General features: G+C 66.2%; 14 protein-coding genes. 11 read left to right on the top strand and 3 right to left on the bottom strand.

Features of this window, described 5'->3' with window-relative positions; all coding sequences use genetic code 11:
• The first annotated feature begins 25 nt into the window (after positions 1-25).
• Positions 26-502, top strand: coding sequence for a transcription elongation factor GreA (gene greA, locus O4H32_RS05475; protein ID WP_269357422.1), 477 nt, complete (start codon positions 26-28; stop codon positions 500-502).
• A 123-nt stretch (positions 503-625) separates the two neighbouring features.
• Here the strand turns inward: greA and O4H32_RS05470 are convergent, their stop codons facing one another.
• Positions 626-1,201 carry a YhbY family RNA-binding protein gene (locus O4H32_RS05470; RefSeq protein ID WP_269357420.1) on the bottom strand — a complete coding sequence of 192 codons (576 nt, stop codon included), beginning with the start codon at positions 1,199-1,201 and terminating at the stop codon, positions 626-628.
• 17 nt (positions 1,202-1,218) lie between these two features.
• Between O4H32_RS05470 and O4H32_RS05465 the strand changes: the two genes are divergently transcribed.
• The 5 genes from O4H32_RS05465 to O4H32_RS05445 all read left to right on the top strand — a co-directional run bounded on the left by O4H32_RS05465 (position 1,219) and on the right by O4H32_RS05445 (position 6,973).
• Complete coding sequence (locus O4H32_RS05465) at positions 1,219-1,920, top strand: RlmE family RNA methyltransferase (protein WP_269357418.1); 702 nt, start codon at positions 1,219-1,221, stop codon at positions 1,918-1,920.
• Between the two features lie 96 nt (positions 1,921-2,016).
• Entirely contained in the window at positions 2,017-3,921 is a 1,905-nt protein-coding gene (gene ftsH, locus O4H32_RS05460; RefSeq protein ID WP_269357416.1) for an ATP-dependent zinc metalloprotease FtsH, read from the top strand.
• 17 nt (positions 3,922-3,938) lie between these two features.
• Positions 3,939-4,778, top strand: a complete 840-nt coding sequence (gene folP / locus O4H32_RS05455; protein WP_269357414.1) for a dihydropteroate synthase — start codon at positions 3,939-3,941, stop codon at positions 4,776-4,778.
• Positions 4,775-6,115: a phosphoglucosamine mutase gene (glmM, locus tag O4H32_RS05450; protein WP_269357412.1), complete on the top strand. Its 1,341-nt coding sequence runs from the start codon at positions 4,775-4,777 to the stop codon at positions 6,113-6,115. The genes folP and glmM overlap by 4 nt, the downstream gene beginning before the upstream one ends.
• A gap of 72 nt (positions 6,116-6,187) precedes the next feature.
• The gene (locus O4H32_RS05445; RefSeq protein WP_269357410.1) at positions 6,188-6,973 is read left to right on the top strand and encodes a GNAT family N-acetyltransferase; all 786 of its coding nucleotides are present in this window, start codon (positions 6,188-6,190) and stop codon (positions 6,971-6,973) included.
• A 42-nt stretch (positions 6,974-7,015) separates the two neighbouring features.
• On the opposite strand, the gene O4H32_RS05440 is transcribed toward O4H32_RS05445, so the two are convergent.
• On the bottom strand, positions 7,016-8,500 hold the full coding sequence (locus tag O4H32_RS05440; RefSeq protein WP_269357409.1) for a Ppx/GppA phosphatase family protein: 1,485 nt from the start codon (positions 8,498-8,500) through the stop codon (positions 7,016-7,018).
• A gap of 80 nt (positions 8,501-8,580) precedes the next feature.
• Between O4H32_RS05440 and ppk1 the strand changes: the two genes are divergently transcribed.
• The 5 genes from ppk1 to pstB all read left to right on the top strand — a co-directional run bounded on the left by ppk1 (position 8,581) and on the right by pstB (position 14,705).
• Positions 8,581-10,650 carry a polyphosphate kinase 1 gene (gene ppk1, locus O4H32_RS05435; RefSeq protein WP_269357408.1) on the top strand — a complete coding sequence of 690 codons (2,070 nt, stop codon included), beginning with the start codon at positions 8,581-8,583 and terminating at the stop codon, positions 10,648-10,650.
• A gap of 275 nt (positions 10,651-10,925) precedes the next feature.
• Positions 10,926-11,972, top strand: coding sequence for a phosphate ABC transporter substrate-binding protein PstS (gene pstS, locus O4H32_RS05430; protein WP_269357406.1), 1,047 nt, complete (start codon positions 10,926-10,928; stop codon positions 11,970-11,972).
• 129 nt (positions 11,973-12,101) lie between these two features.
• Positions 12,102-13,043, top strand: a complete 942-nt coding sequence (gene pstC, locus O4H32_RS05425; RefSeq protein ID WP_269357404.1) for a phosphate ABC transporter permease subunit PstC — start codon at positions 12,102-12,104, stop codon at positions 13,041-13,043.
• Positions 13,043-13,903, top strand: a complete 861-nt coding sequence (gene pstA, locus O4H32_RS05420; RefSeq protein WP_269357402.1) for a phosphate ABC transporter permease PstA — start codon at positions 13,043-13,045, stop codon at positions 13,901-13,903. Before pstC ends, pstA begins: the two co-directional genes overlap by 1 nt.
• 13 nt (positions 13,904-13,916) lie before the next feature.
• Positions 13,917-14,705: a phosphate ABC transporter ATP-binding protein PstB gene (pstB, locus tag O4H32_RS05415; RefSeq protein ID WP_269357400.1), complete on the top strand. Its 789-nt coding sequence runs from the start codon at positions 13,917-13,919 to the stop codon at positions 14,703-14,705.
• Positions 14,706-14,734: 29 nt separating this feature from the next.
• Here the strand turns inward: pstB and O4H32_RS05410 are convergent, their stop codons facing one another.
• The gene (locus tag O4H32_RS05410) at positions 14,735-16,357 is read right to left on the bottom strand and encodes an acyl-CoA synthetase (protein ID WP_269357398.1); all 1,623 of its coding nucleotides are present in this window, start codon (positions 16,355-16,357) and stop codon (positions 14,735-14,737) included.
• Positions 16,358-16,509: the final 152 nt, after the last annotated feature.

Below are 16,509 nucleotides of genomic sequence, written 5' to 3'. Positions count from 1 at the left end.
GTCTTTTACTTTTGAGTCAGGAACTATGTCTGCGATCCCTTTGACAGCTCGCGGGGCAGAGCGCTTACAGGCTGAATTGCACCGTCTGAAGACGGTCGAGCGCCCCGAAGTCATCAACGCCATCGCCGAGGCTCGCGCCCAGGGCGATCTGTCCGAAAACGCCGAATACGACGCCGCGCGCGAGCGCCAGGGCTTCATCGAGGGCCGCATCCAGGAACTGGAAGGCACCTTGTCCAATGCCCAGATCATCAATCCGGCCGATCTGGACGTATCCGGACAGGCCGTGTTCGGCGCAACCGTCGAAATCGAGGACCTGGAATCGGGCGAACGCCTGACCTACCAGATCGTCGGCGACCTGGAAGCCGACATCCGCGCCAACATGATTTCGGTGTCCAGTCCCGTGGCCCGCGCGCTGATCGGCAAAAGCGAAGGCGACGTGGTCGAAGTGCGTGCGCCGGCCGGCGTGCGCGAATACGAAGTCTGTTCCGTCAGCTATCAGTGAAACATGGGCTTGGGCGCCGAATAGACCCTGTGGTCCTTTCAGCGCCTGCCGGACCGTGGCCGCTTGCACGCGGTCACGCGTGGAAAAGCCACAATCCCGCAGCCCGGCGCGCGCCGGGAATGATCAGCGGCCGCGCCGCGCGCCGGGGCGCAGCGACAGCGCGCTGCCGCCGCTGTTGCGGCGCGGAATGCCATGACTGCCGGCATCGGCGCGATTGCGGCGCGCTGGTTTGGCGCTTGTGCCCCGGGTATCGGCCGGGCGGGCCTTGCGGTCCGTTTCCGGCGCGGCACGGTCTTTCGGGCCGTCTCGATCCGGCCGCGCGGCGCGCGGTTGCGCCGCCTGTTTTTTCGGGACGTAAGGTTCGGATTTCCGGCGGACGGCCCGGGTGGCATTTTCCGCAGTCTGGGCCGCTTGTTGCGCAAGCGGATCGGGCCGATAGATAATCAGCGTTTTGCCGAGATGGTGCACTGCGGCGCAAGACAGCGTTTCGCAGATTTGCGCCAGCATCGCATCGCGCTCGGCGCGTTCGGCGCCGGCCACGCGGATCTTGATCAGTTCGTGGGCCGCCAGGGTGCGGTCGATTTCTTCCAGCACGGCGGTGGTCAGGCCGCGGTCGCCGATCAGGACGACGGGATGCAAGGGATGAGCGGCTGCGCGCAGGGCGCTGCGCTGCTGAGAGGTCAGTTCGAGTTTCGGCATAATGGAATTGTACGAGAATGGCCAAGAAAAAATTCTCCAAAGCCTGGGTCCAGCGACATATTCACGACCCTTACGTCAAAATGGCGCAACAGAAGGGCTACCGTGCCCGTGCCGCCTTCAAGCTGACCGAGATTCTGGACACGGAAAAACTGCTGCGGCGCGGCGATGTGGTGGTGGACCTGGGTTCGGCCCCGGGCAGTTGGTCGCAGATCGTGCGCGAGCGCCTGCTGGCGCCGGGCGGCGCGATCGACGGCCGCGTGCTGGCGCTGGACCTGCTGCCCATGGAACCCATCGCCGGGGTCGAGTTCATCCAGGGCGATTTCCGCGAGGACGCCGTCCTGGCCCAACTGCACGAACGCCTGGAAGGGCGGGCCGTGGACCTTGTGATTTCCGACATGGCCCCCAATCTATCGGGTGTGGCTTCGGCGGATTCCGCCCGCATCGCCCACGTCTGCGAATTGGCGCTGGAATTCGCCTGCGGCCACCTGAAGCCGGACGGAGCCCTGATCGTCAAGGCTTTCCACGGCAGCGGGTTTTCGCAGATCGTACAGATGTTCAAGCGGCATTTCGTCCGGGTGGTCGAGCGCAAGCCCAAGGCATCCCGGGGCGAATCCTCCGAGACTTTCCTGCTCGGCCGCGGGTTGAAAAATCCGACTCCGGGACAGGCGCCGGCCGATGACGTGGGCGCTGCGTCCGCGCAGCGGATTCAGGTAGAATGAAGCATTGACGTATTTGTCAGCTTGTTGTAATTGCGTGACGCCGGGTGCGGCGCGCGGGTGGCGGGCGGGCAGCGGTATATACCCAGGAGGTTGGCTTTGAACAACTCGTTTTCCAAGGTTGCGGTCTGGCTGGTGATCGCGCTCGTGCTCTTCACGGTGTTCAAGCAGTTCGACGGGCGCCCGGTCACGAGCGGGGATTCCGTCACCTATACGCAATTCATGAACGACGCGCGCGCCGGTCGCATCAACAAGGTCGACATCCAGGGCGACACGATCTACGTGACCCCGGAATCCGGCCGTTCCTACAGCCTGACCTCGCCCGGGGACCTGTGGATGGTGCCCGAACTGGTCAAGAACGGCGTTCAGGTTTCCGGCAAGGCCCGCGAAGAACCCTCCTTCCTGACCAGCCTGTTCATCTCCTGGTTCCCGATGCTGCTGCTGATCGGGGTGTGGATTTTCTTCATGCGCCAGATGCAGGGCGGCGGCAAGGGCGGGGCCTTCAGCTTCGGCAAGTCGCGTGCACGCATGATGGACGAAAACAACAACAACATCACGTTCGCGGACGTCGCCGGCTGCGACGAGGCCAAGGAAGACGTCCAGGAACTGGTCGATTTCCTGCGCGATCCCACCAAATTCCAGCGCCTGGGCGGCCGCATCCCGCGCGGCGTGCTGATGGTCGGTCCTCCGGGCACGGGCAAGACCCTGCTCGCCAAGGCCATCGCCGGCGAGGCCAAGGTCCCGTTCTTCAGCATCTCCGGTTCGGATTTCGTCGAAATGTTCGTCGGCGTGGGCGCGGCCCGCGTGCGCGACATGTTCGAGAACGCCAAAAAGCAATCCCCCTGCATCATTTTCATCGATGAAATCGACGCCGTGGGCCGCCAGCGTGGCGCCGGCCTGGGCGGGGGCAACGACGAGCGCGAACAGACCCTGAACCAGTTGCTGGTCGAAATGGACGGCTTCGAGACCGGCCAGGGCGTGCTGGTGATCGCCGCCACCAACCGGCCCGACGTGCTGGATCCGGCGCTGTTGCGTCCGGGCCGTTTCGACCGTCAGGTGGTCGTGTCGCTGCCGGACATCCGCGGCCGCGAACAGATCCTCAAGGTCCACATGCGCAAGGTGCCCATCGCCCAGAACGTGGATGCGAGCGTGCTGGCGCGCGGCACCCCCGGGTTTTCCGGCGCCGATCTGGCCAACCTCATCAACGAGGCCGCGCTGTTCGCCGCGCGCCGCAATGGCCGTACGGTGGACATGTCCGACCTGGAAAAGGCCAAGGACAAGATCATCATGGGCGCGGAGCGCCGCTCCATGATCATGCCCGAGGAAGAACGCCGCAACACGGCCTATCACGAGTCCGGCCATGCGCTGGTGGCCCGCCTGCTGCCCAAGACCGATCCTGTGCACAAAGTCACCATCATCCCGCGTGGCCGCGCGCTGGGGGTGACGATGCAGTTGCCCGAGGGCGACCGTTACAGCATGGACAAGGAACGCCTGCTGAACACCATCGCGGTGCTGTTCGGCGGCCGCATCGCCGAAGAAGTCTTCATGGGCCAGATGACCACCGGCGCATCCAATGACTTCGAGCGCGCCACCGCCATCGCCCGAGACATCGTCACGCGCTACGGCATGACCGATTCGCTGGGCCCCGTGGTGTATGCCGAGAACGAGGGCGAGGTCTTCCTGGGTCGCAGCGTGACCAAGACCACGCATGTGTCCGAAGCCACCATGCAGAAGGTCGATTCCGAGATCCGCAGCATCATCGACGAGCAGTACGGCGTGGCGCGCAACCTGATCGAGTCCAACCAGGACAAGATGCACGCCATGGCCAAGGCATTGCTCGAATGGGAAACCATCGACGCCGAGCAGATCAATGACATCATGGCCGGGCGTCCGCCTCGTGCGCCGCAGCCGCCGTCCTCGGGGGGAGGCGATACGCCGCAGTCCCCCTCGGCCGGCCTGCCGGCCGCCGGCAACGACAAAGGCCCCGCCGCGACGCCGGTCTGATCCGACCGCGACTTTCTATGCCTGACTATCTTCAGTGCGGGCGTTTCCGTCTGTCCTTGGAGCGTCCCCTGGTCATGGGGATCGTGAACGTCACGCCGGACTCCTTTTCTGACGGCAACGCCCATTTCCAGGCCGGCGAGGCCGTCGCCCACGCGCGGCTGCTGGTCGAGGAAGGCGCCGACCTGCTCGATATCGGGGGTGAGTCCACCCGTCCCGGCGCCCAGGCGGTGCCCGCCGACGAGGAACTGCGCCGCATCCTGCCCGTGATCGAGTCCCTGCGCGACTGCGGCGTGCCGCTGTCGGTGGACACCTGCAAGCCGGTCGTGATGCGGGCGGTCCTGGAGGCGGGCGCCGACATGATCAACGACATCGGCGGCTTTTCGGCGTCCGGCGCGGTGGAGGCCGTGGCGGATACCGGCTGCGCGCTGTGCCTGATGCACATGCGCGGCGAACCGCGGACCATGCAGGACGCGCCGTTCTACCAGGATGTGGTCGCGGAGGTCCATGATTATCTGGATCAGGGCGCGCGGCGCCTGCGCCAGGCAGGCGTCGCGGCCGACCGCATCGTGCTCGATCCCGGGTTTGGATTCGGCAAGACTGCGGAGCACAATTACACCCTGCTGCGGCGGTTGCCGCAGGCGGTGGGACGGGATTACCCCAGCCTGCTGGGCCTGTCGCGCAAGTCCATGATCGGCGCCGTCACAGGCCGCCCCGCGTCACGCCGCCTGGGCGGCAGCGTGGCGGCGGCCCTGGCCGGCGCGATGCGGGGCGCGCACATCCTGCGCGTCCATGATGTGGCCGACACCGTGGATGCCTTGCGCGTGTGGTCGGCCGTCGAACAAGGAGTCCGCGCATGAGCGCACGCAAATATTTCGGGACCGACGGGGTGCGCGGCATCGTCGGCGGCGATCGGATCAACGCGGAATTCGCCTTGCGGCTGGGCTACGCGGCGGGCCGCGTGCTGGCGCGCGGCGCCGTATCGGCCGGGCGGCCGACCGTGGTCATCGGCAAGGACACCCGCATTTCCGGCTACATGCTGGAATCCGCCCTCGAGGCCGGCCTGTCGGCCGCCGGGGTGGACGTGATGCTGGCCGGTCCGATCCCGACCCCCGCAGTCGCCTACCTGACCCGGGCCTGGCGCCTGGCGGCCGGGATCGTCATCAGCGCGTCCCATAATCCGCACTACGACAACGGGATCAAGTTCTTTTCCGGGGCCGGCACCAAGCTGCCCGACGAGACCGAGGCCGCCATCGAAGCCATGCTGGACGAACCGCTGGGTTGCGCCGATTCCGCCGGGCTGGGCCGCGCGCGTCGCATCAGTGACGCTGCGGGCCGCTATATCGAATTCTGCAAGAGCACTTTTCCCAATGAACTGGACCTGCAAGGCCTGAAGATCGTGGTGGACGCGGCCAACGGCGCCGCCTATCACATCGCGCCGCACGTGTTCCGCGAGCTGGGGGCCGAAGTTTCCGTGATCGGCTGCGAACCCGATGGCTTCAACATCAATGAAAACGTCGGTGCCACCCACCCCGAGACCCTGGTCGCCGCCGTGGCGGCCCAGGGGGCGGACCTGGGCGTCGCCCTGGACGGCGACGCCGACCGCTTGCAGATGGTGGACGCCGCCGGGCGCCTCTTCAATGGCGACGAACTGCTCTACGCTATCGTGCGCGACCGCGCCCGCGCGCAGCCCATCCAGGGGGTGGTCGGCACGCTGATGACGAATTTCGGCTTCGAGCGCCGCATGCGCGAGCTGGGCATCCCGTTCGAACGCGCCAAGGTCGGCGATCGCTATGTGCTGGAAGTCCTGCGCCAGCGCGGTTGGCTGTATGGTGGCGAAAGTTCCGGCCACTTGCTGTGTCTGGACCGTCACACGACGGGTGACGGCATCGTGGCCGCCCTGCAGGTGCTGGCGGCCATGCGGCACGCGGGCGCGTCCCTGGCGGAGCTGGTGGCCGACTTGTCCATGTACGCCCAGAAAATGGTCAACGTTCCGCTCGCGCCCGGGCTGGACTGGCAGACGCATGCGGGCCTGAAAGAAGCTTCCGACGCGGTGCGCGCTTCGCTGGGCGACCGGGGCAGGGTGCTGATCCGGGCCTCGGGGACCGAACCGAAGCTGCGCCTCATGGTCGAGGCCGATGACGAGGCCCTGGCCGAGGACGGTGTGCGTCGGCTCGTGGCGGTCAATCTGGCCTGAGCGCCACTGTCACATGATTCACACAGAGTATCGGCAGAATATCCCCGTCATCGTGACTTTCGGGAATCCGCCATGCTCACTCAATCTTCAGCCCTGTACGCGGGATCGATGAAGCGCATAGACTGGCCCGGGGCCGAAGCCGGCGGACTGACGCTGACGGTCGCCCACGCCCAGGCCGATCTGGAGGCGCTGCAACGCCTGCGGTTCCGGGTGTTCACGGAGGATATGGGGGCGGTGTTCCCGGACGCCGTGGGCGACCGGGACGTCGACCGTTTCGATCCCTGGTGCGTACATTTCATGGTGCGCGACACGGGTTCGGGCCGGGTGGTGGGCACCTACCGGCTGCTCACCCCCGAGGCCGCGCGCCAAGCGGGCGGCTATTATTCCGAGTCCGAATTCGACCTGGAACCGCTGGCGGCGTTGCGGCCCCAACTGGTCGAAGTCGGCCGTTCCTGCATCGACGCGGAGTTCCGCCATGGCACCGCCATCATGCTGCTGTGGTCGGGATTGGCTCAGGTCATGCAGCAGGGAGGCTACCGCTATATGCTGGGTTGCGCCAGCGTCAGTCTGCGCGATGGCGGCGCCACGGCCTCGGAGGTCTGGCGCCGGGCGGGTGCGCTGATGGCGCGCAATCCCGACATGCCGCGTATCCGGCCGCTGCATCCCTATCCGGTGGATCGCCTGGATAGCGCGCTGCCGGCGCGGGTGCCTCCCTTGATCAAGGGCTATCTGGCACTGGGCGCGACGATCTGCGGCGCGCCGGCCTGGGACCCGGATTTCCACACCGCCGATTTTCCGATTCTGCTCGACCTCGAGTGGCTGGATGCCAGATATCGGCGTCATTTCGGCATGCGCTGAGCCCGGCTGGCGGCTGTTGCGGCTGACCTGATTGCGCCCCCGTCAGGAGACAGCCAGCGTAAACCCGGCCTTGCGCCAGACATCGACTTCGCTTTTGAGCAGGAACCGGCTGAGAGGATGGGCATCCAGCCAGCCTTCATCGACCATGACGTGGATGGTCCGTCCCTGAGCCTGAATATGAAAGGGGATGGATGCCAATGGCTCCCGGCGCCGCAACACCAGCACCGCCAGCCGCAGACAGCACAAGGCCAGCCAGCGTGCGCGGTCGGGCGCATAGTCGCGGACCTTGGCCAGGCGCCCTTGGTGGCCCAGGGCGAGGAATGCCAGCAGCCGCTGATCGTCATGCGAAAAGCCCGGCATGTCGGCGTGCTGCAGGATATAGGCGCTGTGCTTGTGGTAGTCGCTGCGGGCGATGGCCAGGCCGACTTCGTGCAGATCGGCGGTCCAGCCCAGGGCCCGGCGCAGTTCGGTCGTTTCGGGGCCGGCGGCCAGGCCGAGCTGGTCGAAGAGCCGCAGCGCCAGGTTGCGGACATGGCCGGCCTGTGCGCCATCCAGCTGGTAACGGCCGAGCATCTGACGCACGGTCTCGTCGCGTTGGTCCTGGTGCAGGTCGCGGCCCAGCAGATCGTGCAGCACGCCGATGCGCAGCGCGCCGTCGCCCGCACGCATGCGGTCGATGCCCAGTTCCTGGAAGGCGGCAATCATGATCGCCAGCCCTCCGGGCAGCACCGGCACACGTTCGGCTTTCAGCCCGGCCCAGTCTTGCAGGCGGACCTGGCCGGCGTCCACGAGGGCCGCGCGCAGCCGTTCCATGCCGTCCAGCGTGATGTCGCGGGGGCTGAGGCCGTTTTCGGTCAGGATGGCGAGCAGGCCTTTGGCGGTGCCCGACGAGCCGTAGGCCTCCTGCCAGCCCGTGCCGCGGTAGCGGCTGGCGATGGATTCGATGGCGCCGCGCGCCGCCAGCACGGCCTGGCGCATCCGGGCCTCGGTGATGCGTCCCTGGGGGAAGAACTGCCGCGTCCAGGTGGTGCAGCCGAGTTCCAGGGAGGCCAGTTCCAGGGGCCTGGCACGCTGGCCGATGATGAATTCGGTGGAGCCGCCGCCGATGTCGATCACCAGGCGGCGGTGATCGGACGGAGGCAGGTCCTGGATCACGCCCAGGTAGATCAGGCGGGCTTCTTCCTGGCCGGAGATGATTTCGATGGGAAAGCCCAGGGCGCGTTCCGCCGCCGGCAGGATCTCGGCCGCATTGCGGGCCACCCGGAAGGTGTTGGTGGCCACTGCGCGGACGTTGGCGGGCGGGAAGCCGCGCAGCCGCTCGCCGAAGCGGCGCAGCGCCGCCAGGGCCTGTTCCACGGTGGCGGCGTCGATGCGCTTGTGCTCGTCCAGGCCGTTGGCCAGGGCGACCAGCTCGCGCAGCTTGTCCTCGGCGTAGATCTGGGCCGTGCCGCCATGGTGCACGATGCGCCCGATCGACAGACGGAAGGTATTCGAGCCCAGGTCGATCGAGGCGAGCCGGTTGTCCATGGCTGGGGACCTGTCCTTACCAGAAGATGTCACACTATGCGATTATAGTGGCCGATTGATGACAGGATTGTGAGGCGCGCATGCGGGCCGTCGAAGAAATGCCGGTTCTCCTGAACCGTGAATTGTCGGTGCTGAAATTCAACGAGCGGGTGCTCTCCATGGCCGAGCGCGCGGATGTGCCCGCGCTGGAACGATTGCGCTACCTGTGCATCGTCGGCTCGAACCTGGACGAGTTCTTCGAGATTCGCATGGCCAGCCTCAAGGAACAACAGCGCCAGACGCCGGAATTGCGGGGTGTGGACGGCATGACGCCCGACGAGGCCTTTGACCGGGTGCAGCGGGCCGCGCACGCGCTGGTGGACCGCCAGAACCGCCTGCTGACCGGCGAAGTCATGCCCCGGCTGATGGAACACGGGGTCGGACTGATCTATTCGACGGGCTGGAACGACCTGCAGCGGGAATGGGCCCATGGCATCTTCCGCCGCGACGTGATACCGCTGCTGACCCCGATCGGTCTGGACCCGGCACATCCCTTTCCGCGCGTCTACAACAAGAGCCTGAACTTCATCATCGCGCTCAGCGGCGAGGACGCCTTCGGCCGCGAGGGCCACATCGCCATCGTCCAGGCGCCGCGCGCGCTGCCGCGCATGATCAAGGTTCCCGCCGAGATCGCCGGCATCCCCGATGGCTTCATGCTGCTCACCACCTTGATCAACGCTTTCGTCGGCGAGCTGTTCCCGGGCATGAATGTCCAGGGCTGCTATCAGTGGCGGGTGACGCGCAACAGCGATCTGTTCGTGGACGAGGAAGAAATCACCAACCTGCGCCAGGCCCTCCAGGGCGAACTCTCGCAGCGCAACTTCGGGGCCTCGGTGCGCCTGGAGATCGCGCATGCCATGCCGCCCGACCTGGAACTGTTCCTGCAGCGTGAATTCAGCCTGGGCGCGGCCGATACCTACCGCGTCAACGGGCCGGTCAATCTGACCCGCCTGATGCAATTGTGCAACCGGGTCAACCGCCCCGATCTGGAATACCCCCCTTTCCGGCCGCGCATGCCGGCGCCGTTCGACGGCGGCCTGGAGCGGCCCGATGAACTGTTCGCCGCCATCGCGGCACGCGACCATCTGCTGCATCACCCCTACCAGTCCTTCCAGCCGGTGCTGATGTTCCTGCGCAGCGCGGCGCTGGATCCCCAGGTCGTGGCCATCAAGCAGACCATCTACCGCACCGGCGAGGACTCCGAACTGATGGGCTTGCTGCTCTCGGCGGCGCGGGCGGGCAAGGAAGTCACGGTGGTGGTCGAACTGATGGCGCGCTTCGACGAGCAGACCAACATCAACTGGGCCGCGCGCCTGGAAGAGGTCGGCGCCCACGTCAGCTACGGCGTGGTGGGGCACAAGACCCACGCCAAGATGGCGCTGGTGCTGCGCCGCGAGGACGGCCGCATCCGCCGCTATGGCCACCTGGGCACGGGCAACTATCATCCGCGCACGGCGCGCCTGTACACCGATTTCGGCCTGCTCACGGCCAACCAGCAGATGTGCGAGGACATGGACCAGGTGTTCTCCCTGCTGACCGGCCTGGGCGCGCGCCGGGAACTGAAGCTGCTGCTGCAATCGCCCTTCACCCTGCACGAGACGGTGCTGAACCTGATCCGCTCCGAAACCGAATTCGCCCGTGCGGGCAAGCGCGCGCGGATCCGCGCCAAGATGAATTCCCTGCTGGAGCCCGAGGTGATCCGCGCCCTGTACGAGGCCAGCCAGGCGGGGGTGCGCATCGACCTGATCGTGCGCGGGGCCTGCGCGCTGCAGGCCGGCGTGCCGGGGCTGTCCGACCACATCCGGGTGCGTTCCATCATCGGCCGCTTCCTGGAGCATTCACGGGTGTTCTATTTCTACCAGGACGGCGCCGAGCCTCTGTATCTGTCCTCCGCCGACTGGATGGACCGCAATTTCCTGCGACGGGTCGAACTCGCCTTCCCGGTGCTCGACAAGACCCTGAGGCGCCGGGTCATCGACGAGGCGTTCACCTTCGCCTGGCGGGACAACCAGCTCGCCTGGGCGGCCCAGCCCGATGGCCGCTACCTGCGCGTGCGCAACCGCCGCGCCGCATTCAGCCTCCACCAACACCTCATGGCGAGATTGGGATGAGATCGGACATGGAAGGGTCCCTGCGGACCCTTCCATGCCGATCGAATCCGAGCGGCCTGCAGGCCGCGAGGTGGGGGAGGAATGCCCCTGGAGCGGCCTGCAGGCCGCGAGGTGGGGGAGGAATGACCCTGGAGCGGCCTGCAGGCCGCGAGGTGGGGGTGTCATGACGAGGGAGGTGTCATTAAACTGTCACTTAGACTCTCTACCATGTCATCTTGACGGTCCGGGAAATTTCCAGGGTCGCCGATCCTCACGAACCACAAAGGGTTTAAGACATGTTCAAGCGAATTCTGACGCAATGCGCCGCCGGCCTGACGATGATGGCCGCCGCGGGCGTCGCGGCGCACGCCGCCGATCTGACGGGCGCGGGCGCTTCCTTCCCCTATCCGATCTACGCCAAGTGGGCCGCCAAATACCAGGAAGTCACCGGAAACCGCATCAATTACCAGTCCATCGGTTCGGGTGGCGGTCAACAGCAGATCATCGCCAAGACGGTCGATTTCGGTGCCTCGGATGACCCGATGAAGCCGGCGGATCTGGAAAAGAACGGCCTGGTCCAGTTCCCCGCCGTCATCGGCGGCACCGTGCCGGTCATCAACATCGAAGGCATCAAGGAAGGCCAGCTCAAGCTGACCGGCCCGGTGCTGGCGGACATCTTCCTGGGCAAGATCAAGAAATGGGACGACCCGGCGATCGCCGGCCTGAACAAGGATCTGAAGCTGCCCGCCAAGGGCATCGTGGTGGTCCACCGTTCGGATGGTTCGGGCACGACCTTCGGCTGGACCAACTACCTGTCCCAGGTGTCTCCCGCCTGGAAGGAACAAGTCGGCCAGGGCAAGGCGGTGAAGTGGCCGACCGGTCAGGGCGGCAAGGGCAACGAAGGCGTGGCCGCCTACGTGCGCCAGTTGGCCAATTCCATCGGCTACGTGGAATACGCCTACGCGCACCAGAACGGCCTGGCCTGGGCGCAGCTGCAGAACCGCGAAGGTCAGTTCGTGCAACCCTCGCAAAAGGCGTTCGCCGCGGCCGCGTCGCATGCCGACTGGAATTCGGCTCCGGGCATGGGGCTGGTCCTGAACAACGAGCCGGGTGCGGATTCGTGGCCGGTCACGGCGGCGACCTTCATCCTGGTGCACGGCAAGCAGGCCGATCCCAAGCGCGCCCATGAGGTGCTGGCCTTCTTCGACTGGGCCTGGCGCGAAGGCGGCGATATGGCCAAAGCACTGGACTACGTGCCGCTGCCCGAGGATGTGACCGCCAAGATCCGCGGCGTCTGGGCCGAGCAGGTGCGCGGCGAGGACGGTTCCGCGGTCTGGAAGTAAGTCTCGCATTCAGTACCAGTCGGGGCGGCGCGATGGTGCGCCGCCCCGTTTATGGGAAAATGGCGGTTTTAGAATTCCGATTCGGATCCCCGGCGCACCTGGGATCCTGTCGCCACGGATGAGTCCCTCATGGCCAATACGCAGCGCAGCCTTCTGGTGGATGCCGGTTTCCGGCACCTGACGCGCCTGTTTGCGTTTCTCGTCTTCATTCTGCTGGCCGGGATCCTTGCATCCCTGGTGTACGGCAGCCGGGATTCCCTGGCCGAATACGGCCTGCCGTTCCTCTGGACCAACGACTGGGATCCCGTGCGGCACAGTTACGGCGCGCTGGTGCCGATGCTGGGCACGGTGATCAGCGCCTTCATCGCGCTGCTGATCGCGGTGCCGGTGTCCTTCGGCATCGCCATGTTCCTGACCGAACTCGCCCCTGTCTGGCTGCGCCGCCCGCTGGGCGTGGCGATCGAGATGCTGGCCGCGATCCCGTCCATCATCTACGGCATGTGGGGCCTGTTCGTGTTCGTGCCCCTGTTCCAGGCATACGTTCAGCCGCATCTGGTGGATTTCTTCGAGGGCATCCCGGTGCTGGAGCACCTGTTCGGCGGGCCGCCGATGGGCATCGGCCTGTTCACGGCCGGCCTGATCCTGTCCATCATGATCATTCCCTTCATCGCGGCGGTGATGCGCGACGTGTTCGAACAGGTTCCCTCCATGCTCAAGGAGTCGGCCTACGGCCTGGGCAGCACCACCTGGGAAGTCGTCTGGAAGATCATGCTGCCTTACACCAAGCACGGCGTCATCGGCGGGATCATGCTGGGCCTGGGCCGCGCGCTGGGCGAAACCATGGCGGTCACGTTCGTGATCGGCAATGCCTTCAACCTGCCTTCCTCGATTTTTTCCCCCTCCAACTCCATCGCCTCCGCCCTGGCCAACGAGTTCAACGAGGCCGGAGGCCTGCAGAAATCGGCGTTGCTGGAACTGGGCCTGATCCTGTTCCTGATCACCACCGTGGTGCTGGCCCTGTCCAAGTTCATGCTGCTGAAACTGTCGCGTCAAGAAGGCACGAAACACTGATGGCCATTCCAGACTCCTCCATCGCCCAGAGCAATCCGGTCTACCGGCGCCGGCGCCTGTTCAACCGCGTGATGCTGGGGCTTTCGGGGTTGACGCTGGGCTCGGGGCTGTTCTGGCTCTCCTGGATCATCCTCACGTTGCTGCTCAAGGGCGGCTCCGCCCTGTCCCTGACCCTGTTCCTGGAAAGCACGCCGCCGCCCGGGTCCGATGGCGGCCTGTTGAACGCCATCATCGGCAGCGTGCTGATGTCGGCTGTGGGCACGCTGATCGGCACGCCCATCGGCGTGCTGGCGGGCACCTATCTGGCCGAATACGGCCGCCGGGGCTGGCTGGCGCCGGCCACGCGCTTCCTGAACGACGTGCTGCTGTCGGCGCCGTCCATCATCATCGGCCTGTTCATCTACGCCATCTACGTGGCGCAGGTCGGTCATTATTCCGGCTGGGCGGGGGCGTTCGCGCTGGCCATCCTGGTCATTCCGGTCGTGGTCCGCGCCACGGACAACATGCTGGGCCTGGTGCCCAACAGCCTGCGCGAGGCTGCCGCCGCCCTCGGCTGTCCACAGTGGCGCGTCGTCGTCTTCATCTGCTATCGGGCCGCGCGCTCGGGCATCATCACCGGCGTCCTGCTCGCCGTGGCCCGCATCGCCGGGGAAACCGCGCCGCTGCTCTTCACCGCCCTGAACAACCAGTTCATGTCCTTGAACATGAACGCCCCCATCGCCAACCTGCCGGTGGTGATCTTCCAGTATGCCGCCAGTCCTTTCGAGGACTGGAACCGGCTGGCCTGGGCGGGCGCCGCGCTGATCACCCTGCTGGTGCTGGGGATCAACATCGCCGCGCGCAGCCTGTTCCGCAAATAATCCGATTCCGACCATGACCCTGAATCCGTCCACGTCCGCCGCCCGAGAACGCACGAAACTGGCCGTGCGCAATCTGAATTTCTATTACGGCAGCTTCCACGCCCTGCGCGACATCGACATGGATATCGCGGAAAACAAGGTCACGGCCTTCATCGGCCCTTCGGGCTGCGGGAAATCCACGCTGCTGCGCACCTTCAACCGCATGTTCGAGCTTTATCCGGGCCAGCGCGCCGAAGGCGTCATCGAACTGGACGGCGAAAATCTGCTCAATTCCCGTCTGGACATTTCCCTCATCCGCGCCAAGGTCGGCATGGTCTTCCAGAAGCCCACGCCGTTTCCCATGAGCATCTACGACAATATCGCCTTCGGGGTGCGGCTGTTCGAGCGCCTGAGCAAGGGCGAGATGGACGAGCGCGTGGAATGGGCCCTGACCAAGGCCGCCCTGTGGAACGAGGTCAAGGACAAGCTCGGGCAGAGCGGCAACGGCCTGTCCGGCGGCCAGCAGCAGCGCCTGTGCATCGCGCGCGGCGTGGCGATCAAACCGGAGGTTCTGCTGCTGGACGAACCGTGCTCCGCCCTGGATCCGATCTCCACGGCCAAGATCGAAGAACTGATCGCGGAGCTGAAGTCCGACTACACCGTGGTCATCGTGACCCACAACATGCAACAGGCGGCGCGCTGTTCCGACTACACCGCCTACATGTATCTGGGCGAGTTGATGGAATTCGGCCCCACCGACCAGGTCTTCATCAAGCCCGCCCGCAAGGAAACCGAGGACTACATCACGGGCCGATTCGGTTGATTCCGGCACGGAATCAACCGGGGCGGCCGCTATTTCACTTCGTGCATCGCCCGTAGCTGCCCGCGCTGGACCTTGCCCGTGGTCGTCATGGGCAGGTTGTCCATGAATTCGATCAGCCGGGGGTATTCGTGCGCGGCGGCCTTGCGGCGGACATGGTCCTGCAGTTCCGCCACCAGCGCGGCGTCGCCCGTGTAGCCTTCGTTCAGCACGATACAGGCCTTGACGATTTCAGTGCGTTCGGGGTCGGGCACCCCGATCACGGCCGCCAGGCGCACGGCCGGGTGGCCGAGCAGACAGTCCTCGATGGGGCCCGGGCCGATGCGATAGCCGGCGCTGGTGATGACGTCGTCGCCCCGGCCCTTGAACCAGAGATAGCCGTCTTCGTCGCACAGGCCCCGATCGCCCGTCACCAGCCAGTCGCCGATGAAGGCGCGGGCAGTGGCCTCCGGGTTGCGCCAGTATTGCAGGAACATCACCGGATCGGGCCGATGCACGGCGATGTGGCCTTCGACCCCGGGCGGCTGAATCCGGCCGGTGTCGTCGATGATGCGGACCTCGTGGCCCGGCACCGGCCGGCCCATGGCGCCGATGCGGGGTTCGAAGAGGGCGGCGCAGGAGGACACGATCATGTTGCATTCGGTCTGGCCGTAGAACTCGTTGATGGTCACGCCCAGCGTCCTGCGGCCCCAGTCGATCAGTTGCGGTCCCAGGGATTCGCCGCCGCTGGCCACCGAGACCAGGCCCAGGCGGCCATGACGCGAGGGGTCGGGCAGTGTGCGCAGCATCTTCAGGGCCGTGGGCGGCAGGAACGTGTGGCTGACCTGATGCCTGGACATCAATTGCCAGGCGACGGCGGCGTCGAACTTCGTGAAGCGGCAGGCCAGCACGGCCACGCCGTGGTGCCAGGATGGCATCAGGACGTCCAGCAGCCCGCCGATCCAGGCCCAGTCCGCCGGGGTCCACATCAGGGTGGCGCGGTCGGGAAAGAAGTTGTGGGACATCTCCACACCCGGCAGGTGGCCGAGCAGGACCCGGTGGGCGTGCAGCGCGCCCTTGGGCTTGCCGGTGGTGCCCGAGGTATAGATGATGATCGCCGGGTCGTCCGCCGCAGTGTCCTCGGGCGCGAAGCCCAGTCCGTCCTGCCCTTCGATTGCGCTCCAGAATGAAGTCTCGCCGGCTTCAGCGTCGATGTCCAGGACGCAGCCCAGGTCCGGCAGGTTCTGGCGGATCGCGGCGATCTTGCCCAGGCCCTCGGTGTGGGTGACCAGCGCGCGGGCGCCCGAATCGGACAGGCGGTATTGCAGGGCTTCAGTGCCGAACAGCGTGAACAGGGGGACCGCGATGGCGCCGAGCTTGTAGGCTGCCAGATGGGCCAGCGCCGTTTCCAGCGATTGCGGCAGCAGGATGCCCACCCGGTCCCCCCGGGACACGCCCCTGGCGCGCAGAACCAGTGCCAGCCGGTCGGACCAGTGCTTGAGCTGATCGAAGGTATAGTGTCGCGCCGGGGCGTCCCCGCGATCCACGATCAGGGCCGTGCGGCCGCTGCCGTCGGCCCAGCGGTCGCAGACGTCCTGGCCGATGTTGTAGCGCTCCGGCACGGCCCAGGTGAATGCGTCCCGGGTCCGCAGGTAATCGCCTTGCGGGTGCAGCATGATGTCTCCTTTGCGTGTGCCCCGCGGTACGGACGGGGCAGGTGGAGGACATGGTACTGCGGGGGACTGGCGTTCGCCAGCGCGGGCGGCCCCGTTCATTCCGGGTTCATGCGCTTCCTGATATCGTAAGATCCAGTCATTGCACGAAAGGA

Source organism: Castellaniella denitrificans, assembly GCF_027214045.1.
GTDB classification, from domain to species: domain Bacteria; phylum Pseudomonadota; class Gammaproteobacteria; order Burkholderiales; family Burkholderiaceae_B; genus Castellaniella; species Castellaniella denitrificans_A.
The sequence above is the reverse complement of the archived record's forward strand: the minus strand, read 5'-3'. Positions and strand labels throughout refer to the sequence as shown.